Source organism: Chryseobacterium balustinum (assembly GCF_900168205.1).
GTDB classification, from domain to species: domain Bacteria; phylum Bacteroidota; class Bacteroidia; order Flavobacteriales; family Weeksellaceae; genus Chryseobacterium; species Chryseobacterium balustinum.
Map to the genome: position 1 here is coordinate 1 of NZ_FUZE01000030.1, position 20,625 is coordinate 20,625.

Sequence of the window (20,625 nt, forward strand, 5' to 3'; positions counted from 1 at the left end):
GGGAATCCTCGTAACAGGGATACAAAGAATGAAAAATATTTTGATAATGAGTTGTATAAAAGAAGATTCAAAATAGAAAAAGCAAATGCATGGCTTGATAGCTTCAAAGCTTTATTAGTAAGATTTGAGACTTTGAATATTACTTGGACAAATCTACATTATCTCGCTTTCTCTATCTTGTTTCTCAGAAAAATAAAAGTTTAAACAGGTTTTACAACAAAACCAACCAACTTATTTACTACAACCAAAATTCACAAATATTGATGAAGTACGCATTCCTAAACCCAAATTTTCTAAAACATTTACTATAGGAAAGGTATCTAAAGAAAACAGCTTCTATGGAGAACACAATACGATTTGGATGGTAGCAAAAGAGCTTAGAAACGATATATCAGAAGCCCCCTTATTTATAGAATCAATCAAATTTTACTCAAGACTATTTTCTAAAAAATCTGCCACCATAAAAATTAACATCTACTATAATGAAAACGGAATACCGGGTGACCTGTACAAATCTGCGATAGTTACATGCGTTAAAAAGCAAAAGATTACTGAATTTATCTTTCCCAAACCATTTACTCTTCCAAAAGAAGGAATAATTGTAGGATTTGAATGGATTTTAAATCAAGAAAACTCTTATCAGAAAATGATGATGATAAACGGTGAGAAAAAAGAAACTATTGGTCATGACCCAATGATAGGCGCTCTTACAGAAAATCCTAAAAATTTTATAATTGGCAATCTATCGCAAGAAGGCTGGATATTTGTGAATGGTTCAAATAATTCTAGCCAAATAACCAAAAATTTGGGAATAGAATTAAAACTTACCAATTGATTTTTAACCATCAATTAACATCATTGCCCGAAAATTCCGTAAATTTGCAAATTGAAACTTTATGTGTCTGAATGAGAATGATTTCGACTCTAATTTTTCTACAAATCAGCTTTTTAAACCTTAATTTTAATTTATGCTATCTAAAATAAATCCTACTCATACTCAAAGCTGGAAAGCCCTCGACGAACACTTTGGAAATAATGATTTTGAGCTAAGAACTCTTTTTCAATATAATCCAAACCGTTTTGAGGAGTTTTCTATCAAAAAAGACAATTTTTTATTCGATTATTCTAAAAATTTAATCGATTCAAGAACAAAAGAGCTTCTTTTGAATCTTGCAGAAGAATGTCAGTTGAAGGATGCTATTTCTAAAATGTTTTCGGGTGACAAAATCAACGAAACGGAAGGAAGAGCAGTTTTGCATACAGCATTAAGAGATTTCTCTGATAAGGAAATTTTGGTTGACGGTGAAAATATTAAGCCTCAAATCAAAAGAGTTTTGGAGCACATGAAATCTTTCTCTGAAAAAATTATTTCAGGAGAGCATAAAGGTTTTAGTGGAAAAGAAATTACTGATGTGGTGAACATCGGAATCGGAGGTTCAGATTTAGGACCGGTAATGGTAGTTTCTGCCTTAAAGCATTTTAAAACAAGATTGGATGTTCATTTCGTTTCAAACGTAGACGGAAATCATATCGCTGAAGTGGTGAAAAATTTAAATCCTGAAACCACTTTATTTATTATTGCTTCGAAAACGTTTACGACTCAGGAAACAATGACGAATGCTAATTCTGCAAAAGACTGGTTTTTAAAAGCAGGGAAACAGGAAGATGTAGCCAAACATTTCGTTGCTTTATCAACTAATATTCAATCAGTTAAAGACTTCGGAATCGCAGAAGAAAACATCTTCGAATTCTGGGATTGGGTTGGCGGAAGATATTCATTGTGGAGCGCAATTGGTTTAAGCATTGTTCTATCTGTTGGATATGAAAACTTTGAACAATTATTAAAAGGTGCCGAAAATACAGACCAACATTTTCAAACAGCAGATTTTTCTGAAAACGTTCCTGTCTTAATGGCGCTTTTAGGAATTTGGTACCGTAATTTTTATGCTGCAACAAGTCACGCAGTGCTGCCTTATTCTCAATACTTAGACAGATTTGCGGCCTATCTTCAACAGGGAGATATGGAAAGCAATGGAAAATGTGTCGATAGAAACGGAGAATTTGTAGAATATGAAACAGGTCCGATTATTTGGGGAGAACCGGGAACAAACGGACAACACGCTTTTTATCAATTGATTCATCAAGGAACAGAATTGATTCCTGCTGATTTTATTGCGTACGCGAAAAGTCCGAACAAAGTTTCTGATCATCAGGATAAATTATTGGCCAACTTTTTCGCTCAAACTGAAGCTTTAGCTTTTGGTAAAAACGAAGAAGAAGTGGAATCTGAATTACAAGCTTCAGGAAAGTCTGAAGAAGAAATAGATTTCTTGTTAAATTACAAAGTCTTCCACGGAAACACTCCAACTAACTCGCTGTTAATTAAAGAGTTAAATCCATTTTCATTAGGGCAACTAATTGCACTATATGAGCACAAAATATTTGTACAAGGAGTAATCTGGAATATTTTCAGTTTTGACCAGTTTGGGGTGGAATTAGGAAAAGTTTTAGCAAATAAAATTTTACCGGAACTTGAAAGTAATGAGACAATTAACTCTCATGACAGTTCTACGAATGGGTTGATTAATTATTATAAAGGGAATAAGTAAAAAGATAATTAATGAATGATTCGATGAAATAATGAAAGTACAACTCATTTAAACATTCATTTTCAATATTTAAAAATCTAATAAAGTAATAAAAGTAAAAATGGCAGAAATTCTTGACGGATTAAAAATATCCAAAGAAATCAAAGCAGAAATCAAGGTTGAAGTTGATAAGATCATTGCTAGCAAAAGAAGAGCACCCCATTTAGTAGCTATTCTTGTTGGGAACAACGGAGCAAGCAAGGCGTATGTAAATGCTAAAGTGAAAGACTGTGAAGAAGTAGGATTTCAATCTAGCTTAATTAAATTTCCAAGTACAGTTTCTGAGTCTGAATTATTGGAAAAAATCGACGAACTTAATAAAGATAAATCTGTAGACGGTTTTATCGTTCAGTTACCTTTACCCGACCAGGTTGATCAGGAGAAAATTATCAACGCTATCGATCCGAGAAAAGATGTTGACGGCTTCCACCCTACAAATTTCGGAAAAATGGCTTTAGAAATGGATACTTTCTTGCCTGCAACTCCTTTCGGAATTTTAACTTTATTAGAAAGATACAATATCGAAACAAAAGGTAAAGACTGTGTAATTATCGGAAGAAGTAAAATCGTGGGAAGACCAATGAGTATTTTGATGGGAAGAAAAGATTTTCCTGGAAACTCTACTGTTACCCTGACTCACTCTTACACGAAAGACATCGAAGAATATACTAAAAAAGCAGACATTGTAATTACCGCTTTGGGTGATCCTCACTTTTTGAAAGGAGAAATGATCAAAGACGGAGCAGTAATTGTTGACGTAGGTATTACAAGAGTAGACAACGACTCTCCAAAAGGATATTATTTGGCAGGTGACGTAGATTTTGACAGTTGTGCAGCAAAAGCAAGCTGGATTACGCCTGTTCCCGGAGGAGTAGGTCCTATGACAAGAGCGATGTTGATGAAAAATACCATCATTGCTTATAAGACTTCGGTCTATAACGACTAATTTGAAATGAATAAAGAAGAAGATATATTATTAAAAGAAGGTAAAATGCTCCCTGTGATGGAGCATTTTTACACTATTCAGGGAGAAGGGGCGCACACAGGAAAAGCAGCTTATTTCATTAGACTTGGTGGATGCGACGTTGGTTGCCACTGGTGTGATGTGAAAGAAAGCTGGGATCCTACGCTGCATCCCCTGATGAATGCTGAAGAAATTGCAGAAACTGCCGCAAAACATTGTAAAACGATTGTTTTGACTGGTGGCGAACCTTTAATGTGGAATTTAGATATTTTGACTTCTAAATTAAAAGAATTAGGGTGCACTATTCATATCGAAACTTCAGGAGCATATCCTTTAAGCGGACAAATCGACTGGATTACTCTTTCACCAAAGAAAACCGGCCTTCCGAAAGAAGAAATTTACGCTAAAGCTCATGAGCTGAAAATGATTGTTTTTAATAATAATGATTTTAAATTTGCTGAAGAACAGGCCACAAAAGTTTCCGAAAGTTGCAAATTATATCTTCAGAGCGAATGGAGCAAGCGAGACGAGATGTATCCAAAGATGACCGATTTTATACTTGCAAAACCACGTTGGCAAGCATCGGTTCAGACGCATAAGTACCTGAATATTCCATAAATTGTTTATATTAGCCTCTGCTTTTCATTAGAAGATGCAAAGAATACGATATTCCCGTTATTTAAAATCAATTATCATATTGCTCGACCTTTTGGTTCTTGCGACTGTTTTTGTATTTTATTTCTTAAACACTTCTAGGGATTTGGTACATAATCGGGAGCTATGGTACGAAAGCTCTTTCCCTTTACTTCTTGTTATCTTCTTTTGGGTTTTATTAAGTGGAAGAACTAAGATTTATAACATATCAAGAAATCTCACTTATATTCTATTTGTAGAGCGTATTATTATTCACTTTCTCTTATTTATAATAGGTTTGGTATTGATAAGAAAAGTGAGCAACAATCAGTTTTTTAGTTCGGAGCTGACCTGGCTTTCGCTTTATCTTTTTGTTTTTATATTTACATTAAAATCTGCTGTCTATTTTTTGATAAGATACATCAGAACCATGGGAGTCAACCATAGAAACGTGATGTTTCTGAGTGAAAATAAATCAACCGAGGTTTTAAAAAGAATAATTGAAGACAGAAAAGATTTTGGATATAAAATATTTAATTACAACTCAACTGAAGTAAATACAGAAGATCTTGTAGAGTTTTGGAAAAAAAATGGAATCCACACCTTGTTTCTTCCTACAGAAAATTCGTTTACAAATGAATTGGAAGATAAGATGTTCAGATTAGCAGAAGCCAACAAAGTGCATATTTCTTTGATTCCGAATATCTCGAAGAACAATTTTTTCTTTTATGATTTAGGATATATTCAAACTCAACCGATTTTAACCCAAGCAAAGTATCCTTTAGATTACTATTCTAATTTTTTACTCAAGAGAATCTTTGATATTATTTTTTCGGTCTTGGTTTTGCTATTCATTTGTTCGTGGTTATTTCCCATTATTGCAATTTTAATTAAAAGAAGTTCTAAAGGACCTGTATTTTTTATTCAGAAAAGATATGGTTTCCATGAGGAGGTTTTTAATTGCATTAAATTCAGAACAATGGTTGTGAATGAAGATTCCGCCACTAAAACAACAGGTGAAAATGATTCAAGAATTACCCAAATAGGAAAGTTTTTAAGGAAAACCAGCCTTGATGAGATGCCACAGTTTATCAATGTTTTGAAAGGTGAAATGTCTATTGTAGGACCAAGACCACACATGTTGGCTGTTGATGATTATTACAAACCAAAAATAGGAAGATACAGCTTAAGAAGTTTAGCCAACCCGGGAATTACAGGTTTAGCTCAAGTAAATGGTTTACGAGGTGATGCAGGAAATGTAGAAATAGAAATGAACAAGAGAATTCTTGCCGACGCATTCTACATCAGAAACTGGAGCTTCACTTTAGATATCGTGATTATTTTAAAGACCATTTTACTAGTAATAACTGGAGATAAAAATGCAAAATAAGACGAGGTTTAGTAACAATATTTTAGATTTTTGCGATCAAACAAAGGCTTAGCCTTAACCTCAACTTTAAAAAAATTAAATAAAAATAGCCTAATTTAGCAGAATGTTAAAAAAGTTTTTTACAGCCGTAGGAGAATACATGATTCTTATCGGTAAATCTCTTCAAAAGCCTCAGAAAATGAGAGTCTTCTGGAAGTTATTTATGCGAGAAATCAATGACTTGGGAGTCAACTCATTTGGGTTGGTTATTTTCACGTCTATCTTTGTCGGGGCCGTTGTTGCCATTCAGATGTTTAACAATTTTGATGCCTCATCGTTTCCCATTCCTCCTGCATTTGTTGGTTATGCAACCAAAGCAGTTTTAGTATTAGAGTTCGCTCCTACTATTATCAGTTTAATTTTAGCCGGAAAAGTAGGTTCATATATTGCCTCCACCATTGGCACGATGCGTGTTTCGGAACAGATTGATGCCTTAGATATTATGGGAGTAAACTCTCCTAATTTTTTAATTTTACCTAAAATCATTGCTTGTCTTATTTTCAACCCGCTTTTAATTGCAATCAGTATCGTTTTTGGTATTGGCGGCGGTTATATTGCAGGAATCCTTACAGGTAACTGGACAACAGCAGATTATATTACAGGTATTCAAATGTATATGCCTAATTTATTTATCTTCTATGCATTTGCCAAAACGATTGTTTTTGCATTTGTAATTGCTACCGTTCCTTCTTATTTTGGATATTTTGTAAACGGAGGTTCATTGGAAGTAGGTAGAGCAAGTACACAAGCCGTGGTTTGGACGATGGTATTTATCATTATATCTGAATTAATTTTAACACAATTAATATTAAGCTAATGATTGAGGTAAAAAATCTTAAAAAGAGTTTTGGTGATGTTGAAGTGCTTAAAGGAATTTCAACCACCTTCGAAAAAGGCAAAACAAACCTGATTATCGGACAAAGTGGATCCGGAAAAACCGTTTTTCTTAAAAGTTTATTAAACGTTTATCAACCTTCATCAGGAGAAATCTTGTTTGACGGAAGAGATATCAATGTAATGAATCGTGAAGAAAAGCAGCATTTACGCTCTGAAATAGGAACTTTATTTCAGGGAAGTGCATTGTTTGATTCATTAACTGTTGAAGAAAACATCATGTTTCCGCTTGATATGTTTACCAATTTGACGTTCAGAGAAAAGAAAAGAAGAGTTTTTGAGGTAATCGGAAGAGTACATTTAGATAAAGCCAACAGAAAGTTTCCATCTGAAATTTCCGGGGGTATGCAAAAGCGTGTGGCGATAGCAAGAGCAATTGTAAACCACCCAAAATATTTGTTCTGTGATGAGCCAAACTCAGGATTAGATCCTTATACTTCTAATGTAATTGATGATTTATTGCTTGAAATAACCAAAGAATACAATACTACAACCATTATTAATACCCATGATATGAACTCGGTGATGACAATTGGCGAGAAAATTGTATATCTGAGATTGGGCATAAAAGAATGGGAAGGTAATAAGGACATTCTGATTACTGCAGGCAATAAAAATCTAATCGATTTCGTTTATTCATCAGAATTATTTAAGGAATTGAGAGAGTATCTATTGGAGAATAATAAGACGATTGAAAATACGATTACAAAAATAGACGATAATGAAAAAATTAATTAGCGCAGCATTAATAGGCTTTTCAGTTTTTGCATCAGCACAAATTTCTTTGGCGGCAAAAGCCAATGCAGTAATTCCTACAAGCTCAGCTTCGTGGAAGAATTTAAAATCTGCGGCAACCAACGCAGTAGAGCAAAAAGGAAAAAACATTACCGGATTTAATGTTGGTTTATCTTTAAAAATCGATTTACCAACCGCATTATATCTAATGCCGGAAATTTATTATACCAATTTCAGCAATGAAGTTACTGTACAAAATGATGTAAATGCAGCGCAAACTACTATTAAAGCTAAAAATAGCAGAGTAGATATTCCTGTTTTGGTTGGGGTAAATGTGTTGGGGAATTTATTAAGTGCTTATGCAGGTCCAGTTGGAAGTTTCAATTTAGCCAAAAGCGACAATTTTGATAATTTCGTACAGAAAGTTGATGCAAAAGAATTCACAGTAGGGTACCAACTAGGTGTACAAAGTGAAATCAAAAAGCTAATTCTTTCCGCAAGATATGAAGGTGCTTTTTCTAAAGATCAGAGAAAATTCATCAATAATGTAGCAGGATCAAGTCAGGAAATCAATTATGATAACAGATCAAGCTTATTTTTATTAGGTTTAGGATATAAATTCTAATTAGAAATATTTAATCATAAAAAATCCTCAAATTTAAATTTGAGGATTTTTATTTTCTTGTTCAAGCTCAGCCTGACGTTTTTCAATTTCAATAGCTTGTTTTTCAAGTTCTTCTTTTTCTTTCTGAAGCTGCTTAAACTCCTTTCTTTTGGCTTCTTCTTTTATGGCACTGCCTTTACTTACATAACCAATCATTCCTCCGAAAATTAAACCGATCCCAATCCCTGCCATAACTCCCATTACATGCGAAATTGTAATTTTCTCAACCGTAAAGTCTGTTGTCAGATAAAAAAGTAAGGCAGATACTGCAAGGAGTATCATCCCTATAATCGAAATACTTTTCATAATAGTGTTTTTTGTGGTGAATATTTATTTATAAATTTAAACTAAAATTTACAAATTCTTTCGGTCAATTCATTTTATTAAAAATTTAATTTGTTTCTATTAAATTTTTCCTCCAGCAGTTTTATAATACTCTAAAGCTTTAGGCAAATCTTTTTGAATATCTGCAACTCTCGTTCCCGGACTTGGGTGAGTAGATAAAAACTCTGGCTGTCTCGCTCCTGAAGATGAAGCTTCCATTCTCTGCCAGAATGGTATTGCTTGACGTGGATCGTATCCCGCAATGGCCATTAAATTTAATCCCATTTCATCTGCCTCAGACTCCTGAGTTCTTCCATATTTAAGCAAAGCAACCTGAGAAACTGCAGGATAAGCTTCCGCTACAACATTAGCAATTTGTTGATTACTGATAGCACCACCTAAAATAGCCCCACCATATTGAGCAACCATCGCTTGTGAGATTCTTTCGTTACCGTGACCTGCCAAAGCATGAGAAACCTCGTGCCCCATTACCACGGCAAGACCAGTCTCATCTTTTGTTATAGGAAGAATCCCAGTATAAACCGCAACTTTTCCACCTGGCATACACCAAGCGTTAACCTGTTTATCCTGAAGAAGATTAAACTCCCATTGATAGCCTGACAAATCTGCAGCTCTACCAATACTTGCGTAATATCTCTCTGCGGCTGACTTTATATTATTTCCAACTTTTTTTACCATTTGAGCCTGAGCTCCAGTCACAACTTTTGATTCTTTCAAGGTCTGCTGATATTGTTGTACAGCAGTAGATGTTATTTCAGAATTTAAAGTCCCTATTTGTAAAGATTTCCTTCCCGTCATCGGGTTTGTTGTACATGCTGCAACTGCAAAAGCGGCTGCTCCAATACCTAATAAATGAGTAATTTTCATAATTATGCTTATTATAAATGAACCTTAACAATTTCTATTCCAAAAAACATCTTGAATTTTGCTTTTGCATACATTTTGATGTATAAATTTACTAAATTTAATCTTATGAAAATTTATATAAAAATAATTTCAGTTTTTGCATTCATATTTCTTTTTCAGAATTGTGCATCGCAAAAAGTTGATCCACAAATAGTAAACAATCTGGTGAGTTCTGATGAGTTTACTTTTTATGCTGAAAAAGCAAACCCTATGAGTTATGATGTTATTAATGTTGTCAATTCGATCCCAAATGCAACTCAACTTCGTACATTTCAGATCTCAGGGCAAGGTTATGGTATCGAAATAAAAAAAGGAGTGATGGAAGTTACGCTTCCCTATTTTGGACGAGCTTTTACCTCAACATACGGTTCTTCAGATAACAGCTACAGATTTACTTCAAAAGATTACGCAGTAACGAAAACCCAAAGTAAAAAAGGAAATTGGGTATACAAAATCAAACCCAATGATGTGAAAAATGTTTCTGATATCAATATTGAAATTTATAAAAACGGAAGAGCATCAACATCCATAAGAAGTAACGACAGACAGCCTATTTCTTACGATGGATATATTTCTAAAAACGAAGAAACCAAAGAAAAGGAGAAGCTTTAATCGTGGTTCGGGTTTCGTGATACGAGTTTTAAATCTTGAAAAGATACTTATTAAATATTCCAAGAATCTTGAAACTCGAATTTCGCAACTTAAATCTCGGGTCTTGAATCTCTTAAAAATTTTTCTACAAATAATTTTGCTTCAGTACTTGGATTAGAAATCTGGTCTGAAGCATTTTTTTTATGCTGAATATAAGCTTCCTCCACCGAATTATCTTTTTTCATCATACTTAAAATATATTCCTGAACCCAATATTCAAAGCGTTTTTCAGATTGTTGTGTTCGCACTTCATCAAAGCGATTGGTATTCTTTTTTAATGAAATAAAATCATCAATATTCTGATAAACCTCTTTCAACCCTTCGTTATGCAATGCAGACCCCAGCAAAACAGGTACTTTCCAGTCTTTTTCTTTTGCAGGAAGAAAATCTAATGCACGTTTTAGTTCAAGCCTCGTATTTTTAGCTTTTTGCTGGTTGCTTTCTTCCACTTTATTAATGAAAATAATATCGACCATTTCCATGATTCCGCGCTTAATTCCCTGAAGCTCATCACCACCGCCAATAATTTTCAGAAACAAAAAGACATCCGTAATATCTGAAACTAAAACTTCAGACTGCCCTACTCCAACGGTTTCAATTAAAATATAATCATAGCCCGCAGCTTCGCAAATCATCATCGTTTCAAAAGTAGTATTGGCAACTCCTCCCAAAAATCCGGAACTTGGGGAAGGACGAATGAACGCATTTTCTTCTTTTGCCAATTCTTCCATTCTGGTTTTATCGCCCAAAATACTACCTTTATTGATCGCAGAACTTGGATCGATGGCTAAAACCGCAACTTTTTTATTATTTGAAATCGCTAATCTTCCGAAATTTTCTATAAAAGTAGATTTTCCAGCTCCGGGAACTCCTGTAATCCCTACTCTAATTGAATTTCCCGTTAATGGAAGTATTTTTTTTAAAAGTTCTTCCGCCTGACTGCGATGTTCAGGTTTTGTGCTTTCAACTAAAGTAATAGCTTTTGCAATCAAACGCTTATTGCCTGATTTAATCCCATCGATAAAGTCTTCTGTTGAAATTTTCATTCATTCAAAAATATAAAAATAACCTGCAAAATCCGAGAAAAAGCACATTAATTTTAATGCTTCTAAATTATATATCTAAACACCAATCACCTGCAAAATTCGCTATTTTTGTTTTAAACAATTAAAAAAAATATGAAAAGTCTATTTGCAGCAGCAACATTTGCCCTTATTTTATTAGCATCTTGTACTCCGAAAGCAACACCCGTAGCTGAAGCTCCAAAATCAGCGACAAGTACCGCAGAACAAATAGCACAGGGAAAAACAATCTTCGAAACTGCATGCAAAAGATGTCATGATTTGCCAGAACCCACCAAATTTACTTCTGTACAATGGGTAGGAATTATGAATTCTATGGCACCCAAAGCGAAACTAACCGACGAACAACATCAATGGGTTTACGATTATGTGGTGTCTGTGAAATAAAAGATTCAACCAACAAAATATATCATCATGAAAAAATTAGTTTTAAGTATGATTTTAGGATCTGCTTTTATGGTTTCATGCGGACCAAAAAGCACAGCCGTAAGCGGCCCTAAATTTACCTCAGCTGAACACTTAGCACAAGGGAAAACGGTTTTTGAAAATTCATGCAACAGATGCCACAAACTACCAGATCCCGCAAAACACGACGATCAGGGATGGATTAAAACCTTAAGCAGAATGGCTCCAAAAGCAAAATTAAATGATGAACAACATCAAATGGTTTATGATTATTTGATTTCTGTAAATAAAAAATAGGCTTTCTTTTGAAAGTCTATTTTATTTTCTTTTATTTTAAGGTTCAGAATTAATTGACAAGCAAAGCGAATTGACAATTCACAATTCACCAGTTAAAATCACTTTAAATGAATTCCCAACCCAGGTTTTCCGGATAGAATAATTTTCCCATTTTCTACAAAATTCCCTGTGGCATAGTCATTAGAAATAAGATTGGCTCCGTCTAAATCTACAAAATCTACAAGTCCGGTTAACAGACATCCTGCGGAAACTCCGACAGTTGATTCTGTCATGCAACCAATCATTATTTTATAGTTTAATGCTTGAGCTTTTTTTATCATTTCTAAAGCAGGCGTCAATCCTCCACATTTCATTAATTTGATGTTGATGCTTTTATAATATGGAATGAGTTCCTCAAGCGAATCAATATTCTGACAATCTTCATCCGCCATCCAATTGGCAAAACTCTCTTTTTTTAATATTTTATAATTGTTAATCGGACGAGGTTGTTCCAAATATGAAAATTGTTGAACCTCAACATTTTCCTGAAACCAAACACAATCTTCATCGGTAAAACTTGCGTTAGAATCTAAAGCAATATCTTTATTTAATTGTAACAGATTCTCAACATGCATTTTGTCTAATCCTTTACATTTTACTTTAAATCGAGTCCATTCACTTTTCTGAATTTTATTGATTTGATTCTCAATATCTCCAATGGAAATCGTGATTGAACTTTCAACTAATTGATCCGTTGGAAGTTGATTTAATTCTAAAAAACTTTTATTTTCAAGCTTTCCAAAAAGATCCCAATATGCACAATCTAAAGCAGAAAGTAAAAACGAATGAAGGTTGAAACTCAATAAAAACTTAAAAAAATCTTTGGGATGAATGATTTTCTGAGCTTCAATTTGATGCTGAACTTTTTTTAATTTTAAAACAAAATCCTGAAGATTAATCTGATAATAATCAATCAATACACATTCGCCATAACCTTTACAACTTTGGTGAGATAGCTCTATTAACAATGCATCACGATGATTGTAGTTTCCGTAAGCAATGGAAAATGTTTCTTTTAGATGAAGTTTTTTGAGTTCAAATTTTAATTCCATATTTAAATTTACAAAAAAAGGAGACTCATTTCGTCTCCTTCTTGTTTTTAGATTTTTTCTTTGGCATTTTAGATTTTATAAATTTCTTGCGTTCTCGTACCAAATCTAAATCACACGATGTAAAACAGTATTTTTCAGCTTCGTTTAAAAACTTCAAGGCATTTACCAAGCTTCCTCTCTTTTCAGAAAGCAAAGATCGATGAAGCCAAATTTTGAACTTATCAATTCCTTTTATTTTTAAGGAATATTGAATCAAATTCTCAGCTTTTTGAAAATCTTCATTATCCAAAAGGCATTTGATGTAATATTGCGAAACATTAAGATTCGTCACATCACACAGCATTGCTTCTTCAAAATAGAGCTTTGCTTTTTCATAATCGGTCAACATTTCGCTGTAGATTCTTCCCATTAAACAAAGCGAATCTGCGTCTTCAGGATCGTAAGACAGCGCATAATTCAACGCTTCCAGACAATCCGGCAAGCTGTAAGGATAATTATCTAAAGCCTCAAAATAATATTTACTTTTAGTTAAGGTCATTTTTGTAGTTTTTTAATTCGTTTTTCAGTTGATTTCTTTCTTTTTTGAAAGATTTTTCCTGATAATTCTTTTTAAAATCGGTTCCCGAAAATGTTCGGATTGGGTTTCCTCTTTGCACCTGCAAATGATTATTCCAAGTTTCCTGCATTCTTTTTTGAAGCTGAATAATATTCTGTTCCAAAACTTTTTCTTTCAGTCTCTCAATCGAAAGTTTTTTATTCTCCAATTGTGAGCGAGTATCCTGTACAAAAACACTTTGCCCGGTGGGAATATGAGTTGCACGAACAGCCGTGTTGACTTTATTCACGTTTTGTCCGCCACTTCCCTGACTTCTCGTTGTCTGAAACTGAATATCTTTTTCATTAAAATTAATTTTCTCCAAACCTTCCAATTCAAAGATTCCAATAAACCAATTGCTTCTTTTATGCAGTTTTCTGAAGATGCTCTTCCCAATCCAGCAAATACTTCCCAGCCAAGTTTTTAAAAATTCATTTACATTTTTTGATCTTAAAAGTAACGTTACTGATTTCAATGTCAGGTTTTCATCGCCATTTTCACGGTGGATGATTTCGTAATCTATTTTATTATGTTTTGCTTCCTCAAGGAAAACCTTCAGAACTTTAGCAACTACCCATTGGCATTCTAAAGGCCCTCTTCCTGAGGTTATTTGTATTAATTTGTCCATTGTTTTTTTGTTTGTTGTCGGTTGATGGTTGTCAGTTGATGGCGTTAAAAATTCTAACAACCATCAACTAAAAACTAACAACCATTTTACTTATCCATTCTCACAATTCTTGGCTGGAAAGTTCCGAGAATATCTACCAATTCACTTTGTGCGTTCATCACTTCATTGATGTCTTTATATGCCATGGGTGCTTCTTCGGTATTTCCGCCCATCAAAGTGACATTTTTGAGTTTTAATTCTTTTTTGATGTCATTTTGAGTGAAAAGATTTCTACACTCTCCTCTCGAATGAGCTCTTCCTGCGCCGTGTGAAGCTGAATTCAATGAATCTGGATTTCCTTTTCCTCGAACGATAAAGCCTTTTGCCGTCATCGAACCGGGAATCATTCCCAATTCATTTTCATTGGCGGGAGTGGCACCTTTTCTGTGAACGATCACTTCTTTCCCATTATGGATTTCTTTCCAAGCAAAGTTGTGATGGTTTTCAATTCTAGCTTTTACTCTTCCTCCGACGGCTTTCACCAATCTTCGGTGAATATCGTCGTGACAAGCCGAAGCATAATCTCCTGCAAGATTCATCGCCGTCCAATATTCTAAACCGAGGTGCGTATTCAAATCCAGCCAAGCGAAGTTTTGCGCTTCTTTTGGTAACGGACATTGCTCTGTCGCAACTCTCGAATAATACTGAGCGATTTCTGCTCCTAAGCCACGCGAACCGCTGTGAGAAAGGATTCCGAGGTATTTTCCTTTTGGAAGGTTGATTTGTTCGTCTTCTTCCGTAATTTCGACTTCCCCGAATTCCACAAAGTGATTTCCGCCGCCAGAACTTCCCATTTGTTTGATGGCTTTTCCTTTTAATCGTCTCAAAATCGGAATCATATCGAACGTATCTCTGTCGAAGATTTCATGATCGACGTGAGATTTATGTGTTTCATACATCCCGAATTTGGTATGCTGGGCAAGAGCTTTTTCATATTTATCTCTCGCTCCATCAAGATATGAAATCGGTGTATCCAAAATACTGAGCGACATTCTACAGCCAATATCCATCCCGACTCCGTAAGGAATCACGGCGTTTTCAACCGCCAAAACTCCACCGATTGGAAGCCCGTAACCGCTGTGTGCATCGGGCATCAAAGCTCCTTGCGTTGCAATTGGAAGTTTCAATGCGGTGTATAATTGATTCTTTGCTTCATCCGAAATATTGTTTCCGAAAATTTGAAAAGAAGTTCGGTTCGTGTTCAACATTCTTTTTTCTGTTTTTTTGGATGAAAGCAAGGCTTCTGCAATTTGTCCGAAGGTTAAATCTTTTTCAAAATTCTCCGGATTGACCAGAATCTCCTTTAAAAGAGATTTCACATGATGAATATTTTTCGTTGCAAAATTTCTTTTCATGACCTCCAAAGCGATGTTTACACTCTGATTGTTTGGATAACCTATTTTTAATATATCTTTTCCTTTAAGTTTTAAATTTCCCATTGTTTTTGTTTTAAACATTTGTTGGACTTATTCGTCCATAAAATAGTCGGCAAACGCCGTTGCCGACATTTTGTAGCGAAAGTATTTTTCACTTTCGTTCAGATCAGATTCATATTTAATTTTCCATGAATTTGATTTACCATAAATTTTCTTCTGAATAATTCCCTGAACTTTATATTGCTTTACATAAAATTCTATTTCTGCATATTCTTTTTCCAAATCTGCATTTACAGGTTTGTAATGCGTAATCATATTGGGTTTTATTCTTAAAATAAACCTCCATGGTTCAATAAAATCGTAGTAATCGTAATGTATTTTACGAAAAGGACAATATTCTTTTCTTTTTAAAAAGTATTGTTTTTCTCGTTCTGTAAGCTGCAACTTTGGGTTATTCCACTCATAAGATGAAAGAGACTTTAATTTCTGTTCTCTTTCTACATATATTCTCCTTCCAAATTTTTTTCTCTTTTTTAAAAAGTGTCGAATTTCTGAATACATGAATGTGTTTATTTTCTTCAGAATTCCTTCAAAAAAATCGGCATCTTTTGTGCGCATCACTTCTTCTGTTACAGCGAAGAATCTTACAAAACCTCTTTGATAAGGTTTTTCTAAAGGAATCCAAGGAATATCTCTTTTAATTTCCCAAAGTTCTTTACTACGTTTATACTTTTTTCTGATCTGTTTTTCTACATCTTTTTTTATGATTCTTTTTCTGCTTCTCAGACTTCGCAGTCGGTAAAACAGGAGATTGTCTTTTTCCATTTATCAATTAGATTATTAGATGCAAGACGTCAGATTTCATACTTTCTTAAGCTGTTTTTTTGCATCAAATCTTCATCAACTTAATTTTTAGTTGTTGATTTGTTTAAACCTAACGGGTTTTTGAAACCCGTTAGGTTTTGATTGACAGGAATTTTTCTTAGCCCCGATTGCAGCGACATCCTTTTTTTGCGTTGGCTTGAAAAAAGCGTTGGCAAAAAAGATATAGCGGAAAGCGGGATTTAGCTCCTGATAAAAATTATGATTTCGGGGAAACTGTTTTGAGTTTGAAATATTGCGCAATAAAAAACCCGAAATCTTACGACTTCGGGTTTTGATATTTCAATATACTGTTATTCTATGAATGTACCAAACCACGAAGCCTCGCCTTTGCAAAAGGCAATCCTACTGATGAATGTTGATTGTATTTGAACATTGCTTCGTTGTTTTTAAATGGTTAAACTTGATTTTCAGTTGCAAAGATATATAATTTTCTGAAAAACAAAATAAAAATTCAATTTATTTTTTCACTTATTAATGATTTCCATTACATTGAAAATAGTATATTTGTTTTAACTAACTAAAAAAATATGAAAAACACATTAATGAAATCCCTGTTGTGCGCATTTGCATTTGCAATTCTATTTTCTTGTAATTCTAATAAGAATGACGACGTTTTAAAATACACTACTGATGCCACTTTAGGTTTATCTAGAGTCAATTTAAACTCTATTTCAGATAAGATTCCGGTTGAAAAGATTCTTAAAGAAAAGAAAAATCTCAATGACGAAGGAAGAGTTGTTCTCCAATTGATCAGCAAACCGAAAGAATCGGGTATCGATATCAGCAAACCACTTTACATTATAGTAGATCCCGGAAAATCTAATTCAGATCCTGATGTAAAAGCATTTTTCTGGATCAGTGACAAAGCTAAGTTTCAAAAAAGTATGTCTGATCTTACCAAATCTAAAATAACCATCGACAAAAAAGATTTTATTTTTGAAGACGGAAAACTTACAGGAAGTATCAAAGGGGATATGGCGATCATGTCGAGCGAGAAATCTTTCAATTCATATTCAAGGTATGATTCTATGGATAGCGCTGCAAAAATGAGTGAAAAATACTTTACTGATTTTTGGGCAAGAAAAGGAACTTCAAACAAAGTAATCATCGATCAGGTAAATGAATCTTTGGTGAGCGGAAAAGATGTAAGCGGATGGATGAATATTGGAGCGGTTGCAAGCTACGTTTCTAAAGGATATATAGAAACTCTTGCTGTAAATAAGCTGATTAAAGATTCAGGAATTGGTTTTGATTTCAGCTTCGATAAAGGAAAAGTGGAAATGGATACCAAAACTTTTTTCAACAGCGATATGAAAAAAATTGTAGAGAAATACTACAGCAAAAACAACATCAATTATGATCTTGTAAAAAATGTAGAACTCGACAATGCAAAATCTTTTTCTATAGGTTATTTCAGTTTAGATTTCATGAGATATTTTATCAAGGAAGCTGGTTTTGAAGCTACGGTAAATCATTATTTGGCTTCTACCAACAAAACATTGGAAGATATTACCACTACTTTTACCGGAGACTATGCCTATATGGATATGAAAGAAAATCCTGCAGATTCTTTAGAATATTACAGCAATAAAAGAGCAATGGTTTTAGGATTTAATCCTAAGAAAAAAGATGTTCTTCTTGCATTACTTCAAGGACCTTTAGGTGAAAGTAAAAAATATACCATTGCAGACAATCAGGTAATTTTCTCTGACGACCAAAGTGTGAATGCACAATTCCAAGCGAAAAAAGCTGCAAAAAACTCTAAGCTGAGCAAAAAAACCGGTATTACCGCATATTCTTGGTCTGACGGAAGCGACTACAACAGAAGAGAAACTGTACCTGCAAAAGTAATTGAGATCTCAAACGAGTCTAAAGAAAATGCCGGAAATTTAGTTTCTAAATCGGTGATCACTTTAGACAAGAAAGATGAAAATGCACTGTATTATTTTATAATGAATGACTAATTTAGTATTAGAAAACATTTTCCCTAAATATTTCACTCCCAGAAATATCGAACAGTCTGAAATCTGGAATAAGAATATTTCCTTTCAAAAAGGAGATAAGTTTCTGATTGTCGCGCCTTCCGGGAGTGGAAAATCTACTTTGGCAACAGCCATGTTGGGTACTCATTTTCAGTATGAAGGTAATATAAAATATGACCAACAAGTTGTAAAAAAACTGCATCTGGAAGAAATTGTAAAGAATAGAAAAGATGGAGTAAGCTTGCTTTTCCAGGATGTAAGATTGATTAAAGACCTTACCATTTCTGAGAATATTCTGCTTCGTGTTTTTAATAAAGACAGAAAACAATTTATTCCAAAAATGGAAGAATATGCCAAAAAACTGGGAATAGAAAGTCTTCTGAGTAAAAAAGCAGAAAACTGTTCTTATGGAGAACGCCAAAGAAGTGCCATTGTGAGAAGCCTGATTAATCCAACAGATTTTATTATTTATGATGAATGCTTCAGTCATTTGGATCTGAATAATAAAAAAATTGCTTTCTCTTTGATTAACGAAGTTTCACAAGAAAGCGGAAGCTCGGTCATCTTTTTTGAACTGAATGAGTTTCCATTTGAGCATGATTATCAAATTCTTCATTTATAACGCTTATGAAGAAAATTTTTAATTCAATTATACTTTACGCAGGATTATTCATCGCCTTTATTTTGGTTTTGTCTTGTCTGCAACTGTACGAAAACGCCAACCGCCTTTTTGGAAGTAAAAGCAGTGACAGCAATTATTGGCTGACTTTCAGCAAAAAAATTACTCCGGATAATATCGGAAGAAAAGAACTTCTTGGATTTAATGAAAATGATATTTCAAAAATTAAAACCTGGAGTGAAGTAAAAGCCATTTATCCTTTTTCTGCAAACGAATTTAAAGCTTCTGCAAATGGCGGCGACTTTATTCCTTTTTATACTGATCTGTATTTTGAAGGTTTAGATTTAAAAGCAATTGATTCTGATTTGACAGATGAAGAGTTTCAGGTAAAAGGTGATGAAATTCCAATTATTATTTCAAGAGAATATCTTAATCTTTACAATTACGGATTTGCTTTAAACCAAGGTCTTCCGCAGATTTCTGAAGATTTTGCCAAGAAAATTGAAGTCAACATCAATATCACAGTTAATAAGCAGAATAAGACGTATAAAGGAAAAATGGTCGGGCTTTCAGACAGGATACATTCTGTTTTGATTCCGAAAAAATTTCTTGATTCTTTGAATATTGCAGAAAAACCTGAGCTTGCGACACAGCCCAAAATCTACAACAGAGTTTTGGTACAGGTAAAAGATTCCGGTGATGAAGGTTTGGTTTCTAAAATGAAAGAAAATGGCTACGAATCTAATCAGGAAAGTCTTCGTTCGGCAAAAATAAAGTCAAAACTATTTTTGGTTTTAAAAATCATTGCTGTTTTGGGAGTTTTCATCTTTGCATTGTGTTTATACATTATTGTAAGTTTTATAAAAATTCAATTCTTAGAAAAACAGGAAGAAGTTTCCATTAAAAACAGTTTAGGATATTCGCCAAAGAAAATGGTGAGCGATATCAGCAGGAAATTCAGTATTAATTTAATGGTTGTATTACTCCTAAGTTTAGGACTGATCGCAGCAGGGCAATATTTTATCGCAAATTCTGATGTTTCCAACGGTTTACTTTCGATGTATATTAATCCTTTGCTTTGGACGGTGATCATCATCATTCCAATATTGGTTTATTTCTTCGTCAATATTCTTATTTACCGATGGCTGATTAAGTCCTGGAAAATATAACAAAAACGACCATCAAAGTGATGGTCGTTTTATTTTTAAAAAGTAATTTACTTTAATCTTTAGATCCTAAGCTATCCATTGTATCGCCCATTCCATTACTGTTTGGAGAATACACTCTTTCTTTGTCTAAGAAATAAACATCATGTTTTGCCTTTGCAATAATTCCGTTGTAAACATCTTCGGGCAAACCTGCCGTATCAGACTCGCTCTGATTAACAGAAGGCTTATTATAAATTTTTAATGCTCCATACTGATCCAAAACTTTTTTTGCGTTTTGTGCATCTGTAAGACTGGAAGCATAAACCACCAAGTTGATTTTACCTATACTTTCCTTGCTGTAAGCAGCTAAAATATCGTTATCATTCACAAAAACATGATGCCAAAAACTTTTTGTTTTTTCATCATCTTCGTATTCATTTGTTGAAGACTCTTCATCAAATCTCGATTTAGAAACAATAATGTCTGCGTCGAGAAACCCGTTGTTTTTTAATTCTGATTTTATTTCCTCTGTATTTACAGTTTCCGGAAATACTGAAATTACTGTATAAGCCATATTAATTTATTTTTTGGTTATGACTTACAGTACAA

Annotated in this window: 23 protein-coding genes and 1 pseudogene; 15 read left to right on the forward strand and 9 right to left on the reverse strand. The window is 33.8% G+C overall.

The window, feature by feature from the left end; all coding sequences use genetic code 11:
- From B5X64_RS20430 to B5X64_RS20470, 9 genes and pseudogenes are all read left to right on the forward strand, one after another.
- A pseudogene (locus B5X64_RS20430) lies at window positions 1-204 on the forward strand (IS5/IS1182 family transposase); the annotation flags it as partial.
- A 157-nt stretch (window positions 205-361) separates the two neighbouring features.
- A complete protein-coding gene (locus B5X64_RS20435; RefSeq protein ID WP_079466982.1) occupies window positions 362-835 on the forward strand; it encodes a hypothetical protein in 474 nt (157 codons plus the stop codon).
- Between the two features lie 133 nt (window positions 836-968).
- Window positions 969-2,609, forward strand: coding sequence for a glucose-6-phosphate isomerase (gene pgi, locus B5X64_RS20440; protein ID WP_079466983.1), 1,641 nt, complete (start codon window positions 969-971; stop codon window positions 2,607-2,609).
- A gap of 100 nt (window positions 2,610-2,709) precedes the next feature.
- Window positions 2,710-3,594: a bifunctional 5,10-methylenetetrahydrofolate dehydrogenase/5,10-methenyltetrahydrofolate cyclohydrolase gene (locus B5X64_RS20445; RefSeq protein ID WP_079466984.1), complete on the forward strand. Its 885-nt coding sequence runs from the start codon at window positions 2,710-2,712 to the stop codon at window positions 3,592-3,594.
- Window positions 3,595-3,600: 6 nt separating this feature from the next.
- Window positions 3,601-4,230: a 7-carboxy-7-deazaguanine synthase QueE gene (locus B5X64_RS20450; RefSeq protein WP_079466985.1), complete on the forward strand. Its 630-nt coding sequence runs from the start codon at window positions 3,601-3,603 to the stop codon at window positions 4,228-4,230.
- Between the two features lie 34 nt (window positions 4,231-4,264).
- Window positions 4,265-5,635, forward strand: a complete 1,371-nt coding sequence (locus B5X64_RS20455) for an exopolysaccharide biosynthesis polyprenyl glycosylphosphotransferase (RefSeq protein ID WP_079466986.1) — start codon at window positions 4,265-4,267, stop codon at window positions 5,633-5,635.
- A 103-nt stretch (window positions 5,636-5,738) separates the two neighbouring features.
- Window positions 5,739-6,491 carry an MlaE family ABC transporter permease gene (locus tag B5X64_RS20460; RefSeq protein WP_079466987.1) on the forward strand — a complete coding sequence of 251 codons (753 nt, stop codon included), beginning with the start codon at window positions 5,739-5,741 and terminating at the stop codon, window positions 6,489-6,491.
- Window positions 6,491-7,306: an ABC transporter ATP-binding protein gene (locus tag B5X64_RS20465; protein ID WP_074230405.1), complete on the forward strand. Its 816-nt coding sequence runs from the start codon at window positions 6,491-6,493 to the stop codon at window positions 7,304-7,306. Before B5X64_RS20460 ends, B5X64_RS20465 begins: the two co-directional genes overlap by 1 nt.
- Window positions 7,290-7,928 carry an outer membrane beta-barrel protein gene (locus B5X64_RS20470; RefSeq protein WP_079466988.1) on the forward strand — a complete coding sequence of 213 codons (639 nt, stop codon included), beginning with the start codon at window positions 7,290-7,292 and terminating at the stop codon, window positions 7,926-7,928. Before B5X64_RS20465 ends, B5X64_RS20470 begins: the two co-directional genes overlap by 17 nt.
- 33 nt (window positions 7,929-7,961) lie before the next feature.
- On the opposite strand, the gene B5X64_RS20475 is transcribed toward B5X64_RS20470, so the two are convergent.
- Window positions 7,962-8,273 (reverse strand): hypothetical protein, encoded by a 312-nt coding sequence (locus B5X64_RS20475; RefSeq protein ID WP_079466989.1) that lies wholly within the window; start codon window positions 8,271-8,273, stop codon window positions 7,962-7,964.
- A 99-nt stretch (window positions 8,274-8,372) separates the two neighbouring features.
- On the reverse strand, window positions 8,373-9,179 hold the full coding sequence (locus B5X64_RS20480) for a M48 family metallopeptidase (protein WP_079466990.1): 807 nt from the start codon (window positions 9,177-9,179) through the stop codon (window positions 8,373-8,375).
- 105 nt (window positions 9,180-9,284) lie between these two features.
- Here B5X64_RS20480 and B5X64_RS20485 point away from each other — a divergent pair, with 105 nt between their 5' ends.
- Entirely contained in the window at window positions 9,285-9,830 is a 546-nt protein-coding gene (locus tag B5X64_RS20485) for a DUF4251 domain-containing protein (protein ID WP_079467013.1), read from the forward strand.
- A gap of 89 nt (window positions 9,831-9,919) precedes the next feature.
- Here the strand turns inward: B5X64_RS20485 and meaB are convergent, their stop codons facing one another.
- The gene (gene meaB / locus B5X64_RS20490) at window positions 9,920-10,915 is read right to left on the reverse strand and encodes a methylmalonyl Co-A mutase-associated GTPase MeaB (protein WP_079466991.1); all 996 of its coding nucleotides are present in this window, start codon (window positions 10,913-10,915) and stop codon (window positions 9,920-9,922) included.
- Between the two features lie 132 nt (window positions 10,916-11,047).
- Here meaB and B5X64_RS20495 point away from each other — a divergent pair, with 132 nt between their 5' ends.
- Both B5X64_RS20495 and B5X64_RS20500 read left to right on the forward strand, forming a co-directional pair.
- On the forward strand, window positions 11,048-11,338 hold the full coding sequence (locus tag B5X64_RS20495; protein ID WP_079466992.1) for a c-type cytochrome: 291 nt from the start codon (window positions 11,048-11,050) through the stop codon (window positions 11,336-11,338).
- 27 nt (window positions 11,339-11,365) lie between these two features.
- Window positions 11,366-11,653, forward strand: coding sequence for a cytochrome C (locus B5X64_RS20500; protein ID WP_079466993.1), 288 nt, complete (start codon window positions 11,366-11,368; stop codon window positions 11,651-11,653).
- Between the two features lie 98 nt (window positions 11,654-11,751).
- On the opposite strand, the gene B5X64_RS20505 is transcribed toward B5X64_RS20500, so the two are convergent.
- From B5X64_RS20505 to B5X64_RS20525, 5 genes are all read right to left on the reverse strand, one after another.
- Complete coding sequence (locus B5X64_RS20505; protein ID WP_079466994.1) at window positions 11,752-12,744, reverse strand: enolase C-terminal domain-like protein; 993 nt, start codon at window positions 12,742-12,744, stop codon at window positions 11,752-11,754.
- Between the two features lie 25 nt (window positions 12,745-12,769).
- A complete protein-coding gene (locus B5X64_RS20510; RefSeq protein ID WP_079466995.1) occupies window positions 12,770-13,282 on the reverse strand; it encodes a tetratricopeptide repeat protein in 513 nt (170 codons plus the stop codon).
- Window positions 13,269-13,967, reverse strand: coding sequence for a peptide chain release factor H (gene prfH / locus B5X64_RS20515; RefSeq protein WP_079467014.1), 699 nt, complete (start codon window positions 13,965-13,967; stop codon window positions 13,269-13,271). Before prfH ends, B5X64_RS20510 begins: the two co-directional genes overlap by 14 nt.
- 86 nt (window positions 13,968-14,053) lie before the next feature.
- Window positions 14,054-15,445 (reverse strand): RtcB family protein, encoded by a 1,392-nt coding sequence (locus B5X64_RS20520; protein WP_079467015.1) that lies wholly within the window; start codon window positions 15,443-15,445, stop codon window positions 14,054-14,056.
- Window positions 15,446-15,472: 27 nt separating this feature from the next.
- Window positions 15,473-16,207: a hypothetical protein gene (locus B5X64_RS20525; RefSeq protein WP_079466996.1), complete on the reverse strand. Its 735-nt coding sequence runs from the start codon at window positions 16,205-16,207 to the stop codon at window positions 15,473-15,475.
- Between the two features lie 587 nt (window positions 16,208-16,794).
- On the opposite strand from B5X64_RS20525, the gene B5X64_RS20530 reads away from it, so the two are divergent.
- Genes B5X64_RS20530 through B5X64_RS20540 form a run of 3 tightly spaced genes read left to right on the forward strand, consistent with a single transcriptional unit; the run spans window position 16,795 to window position 20,037 of the window.
- Window positions 16,795-18,231, forward strand: a complete 1,437-nt coding sequence (locus tag B5X64_RS20530; RefSeq protein ID WP_079466997.1) for a hypothetical protein — start codon at window positions 16,795-16,797, stop codon at window positions 18,229-18,231.
- Window positions 18,224-18,871, forward strand: coding sequence for an ATP-binding cassette domain-containing protein (locus tag B5X64_RS20535; protein ID WP_079466998.1), 648 nt, complete (start codon window positions 18,224-18,226; stop codon window positions 18,869-18,871). Before B5X64_RS20530 ends, B5X64_RS20535 begins: the two co-directional genes overlap by 8 nt.
- A 5-nt stretch (window positions 18,872-18,876) precedes the next feature.
- Window positions 18,877-20,037, forward strand: a complete 1,161-nt coding sequence (locus B5X64_RS20540; RefSeq protein ID WP_079466999.1) for an FtsX-like permease family protein — start codon at window positions 18,877-18,879, stop codon at window positions 20,035-20,037.
- 52 nt (window positions 20,038-20,089) lie between these two features.
- Here the strand turns inward: B5X64_RS20540 and B5X64_RS20545 are convergent, their stop codons facing one another.
- Window positions 20,090-20,590 carry a hypothetical protein gene (locus B5X64_RS20545; protein WP_079467000.1) on the reverse strand — a complete coding sequence of 167 codons (501 nt, stop codon included), beginning with the start codon at window positions 20,588-20,590 and terminating at the stop codon, window positions 20,090-20,092.
- Window positions 20,591-20,625 lie beyond the last annotated feature (35 nt).

Coding starts and splice junctions, on each gene's coding strand:
- B5X64_RS20460 (WP_079466987.1), top strand. CDS start 5,739: ATGTTAAAAAAGTTTTTTACAGCCGTAGGAGAATACATGATTCTTATC.
- B5X64_RS20435 (WP_079466982.1), top strand. CDS start 362: ATGGTAGCAAAAGAGCTTAGAAACGATATATCAGAAGCCCCCTTATTT.
- B5X64_RS20535 (WP_079466998.1), top strand. CDS start 18,224: ATGACTAATTTAGTATTAGAAAACATTTTCCCTAAATATTTCACTCCC.
- B5X64_RS20495 (WP_079466992.1), top strand. CDS start 11,048: ATGAAAAGTCTATTTGCAGCAGCAACATTTGCCCTTATTTTATTAGCA.
- prfH (WP_079467014.1), bottom strand. CDS start 13,967: ATGGACAAATTAATACAAATAACCTCAGGAAGAGGGCCTTTAGAATGC.
- B5X64_RS20540 (WP_079466999.1), top strand. CDS start 18,877: ATGAAGAAAATTTTTAATTCAATTATACTTTACGCAGGATTATTCATC.
- B5X64_RS20510 (WP_079466995.1), bottom strand. CDS start 13,282: ATGACCTTAACTAAAAGTAAATATTATTTTGAGGCTTTAGATAATTAT.
- B5X64_RS20505 (WP_079466994.1), bottom strand. CDS start 12,744: ATGGAATTAAAATTTGAACTCAAAAAACTTCATCTAAAAGAAACATTT.
- B5X64_RS20480 (WP_079466990.1), bottom strand. CDS start 9,179: ATGAAAATTACTCATTTATTAGGTATTGGAGCAGCCGCTTTTGCAGTT.
- B5X64_RS20485 (WP_079467013.1), top strand. CDS start 9,285: ATGAAAATTTATATAAAAATAATTTCAGTTTTTGCATTCATATTTCTT.
- B5X64_RS20500 (WP_079466993.1), top strand. CDS start 11,366: ATGAAAAAATTAGTTTTAAGTATGATTTTAGGATCTGCTTTTATGGTT.
- pgi (WP_079466983.1), top strand. CDS start 969: ATGCTATCTAAAATAAATCCTACTCATACTCAAAGCTGGAAAGCCCTC.
- B5X64_RS20545 (WP_079467000.1), bottom strand. CDS start 20,590: ATGGCTTATACAGTAATTTCAGTATTTCCGGAAACTGTAAATACAGAG.
- B5X64_RS20465 (WP_074230405.1), top strand. CDS start 6,491: ATGATTGAGGTAAAAAATCTTAAAAAGAGTTTTGGTGATGTTGAAGTG.
- B5X64_RS20470 (WP_079466988.1), top strand. CDS start 7,290: ATGAAAAAATTAATTAGCGCAGCATTAATAGGCTTTTCAGTTTTTGCA.
- B5X64_RS20520 (WP_079467015.1), bottom strand. CDS start 15,445: ATGGGAAATTTAAAACTTAAAGGAAAAGATATATTAAAAATAGGTTAT.
- B5X64_RS20450 (WP_079466985.1), top strand. CDS start 3,601: ATGAATAAAGAAGAAGATATATTATTAAAAGAAGGTAAAATGCTCCCT.
- B5X64_RS20475 (WP_079466989.1), bottom strand. CDS start 8,273: ATGAAAAGTATTTCGATTATAGGGATGATACTCCTTGCAGTATCTGCC.
- B5X64_RS20445 (WP_079466984.1), top strand. CDS start 2,710: ATGGCAGAAATTCTTGACGGATTAAAAATATCCAAAGAAATCAAAGCA.
- B5X64_RS20525 (WP_079466996.1), bottom strand. CDS start 16,207: ATGGAAAAAGACAATCTCCTGTTTTACCGACTGCGAAGTCTGAGAAGC.
- B5X64_RS20530 (WP_079466997.1), top strand. CDS start 16,795: ATGAAAAACACATTAATGAAATCCCTGTTGTGCGCATTTGCATTTGCA.
- B5X64_RS20455 (WP_079466986.1), top strand. CDS start 4,265: ATGCAAAGAATACGATATTCCCGTTATTTAAAATCAATTATCATATTG.
- meaB (WP_079466991.1), bottom strand. CDS start 10,915: ATGAAAATTTCAACAGAAGACTTTATCGATGGGATTAAATCAGGCAAT.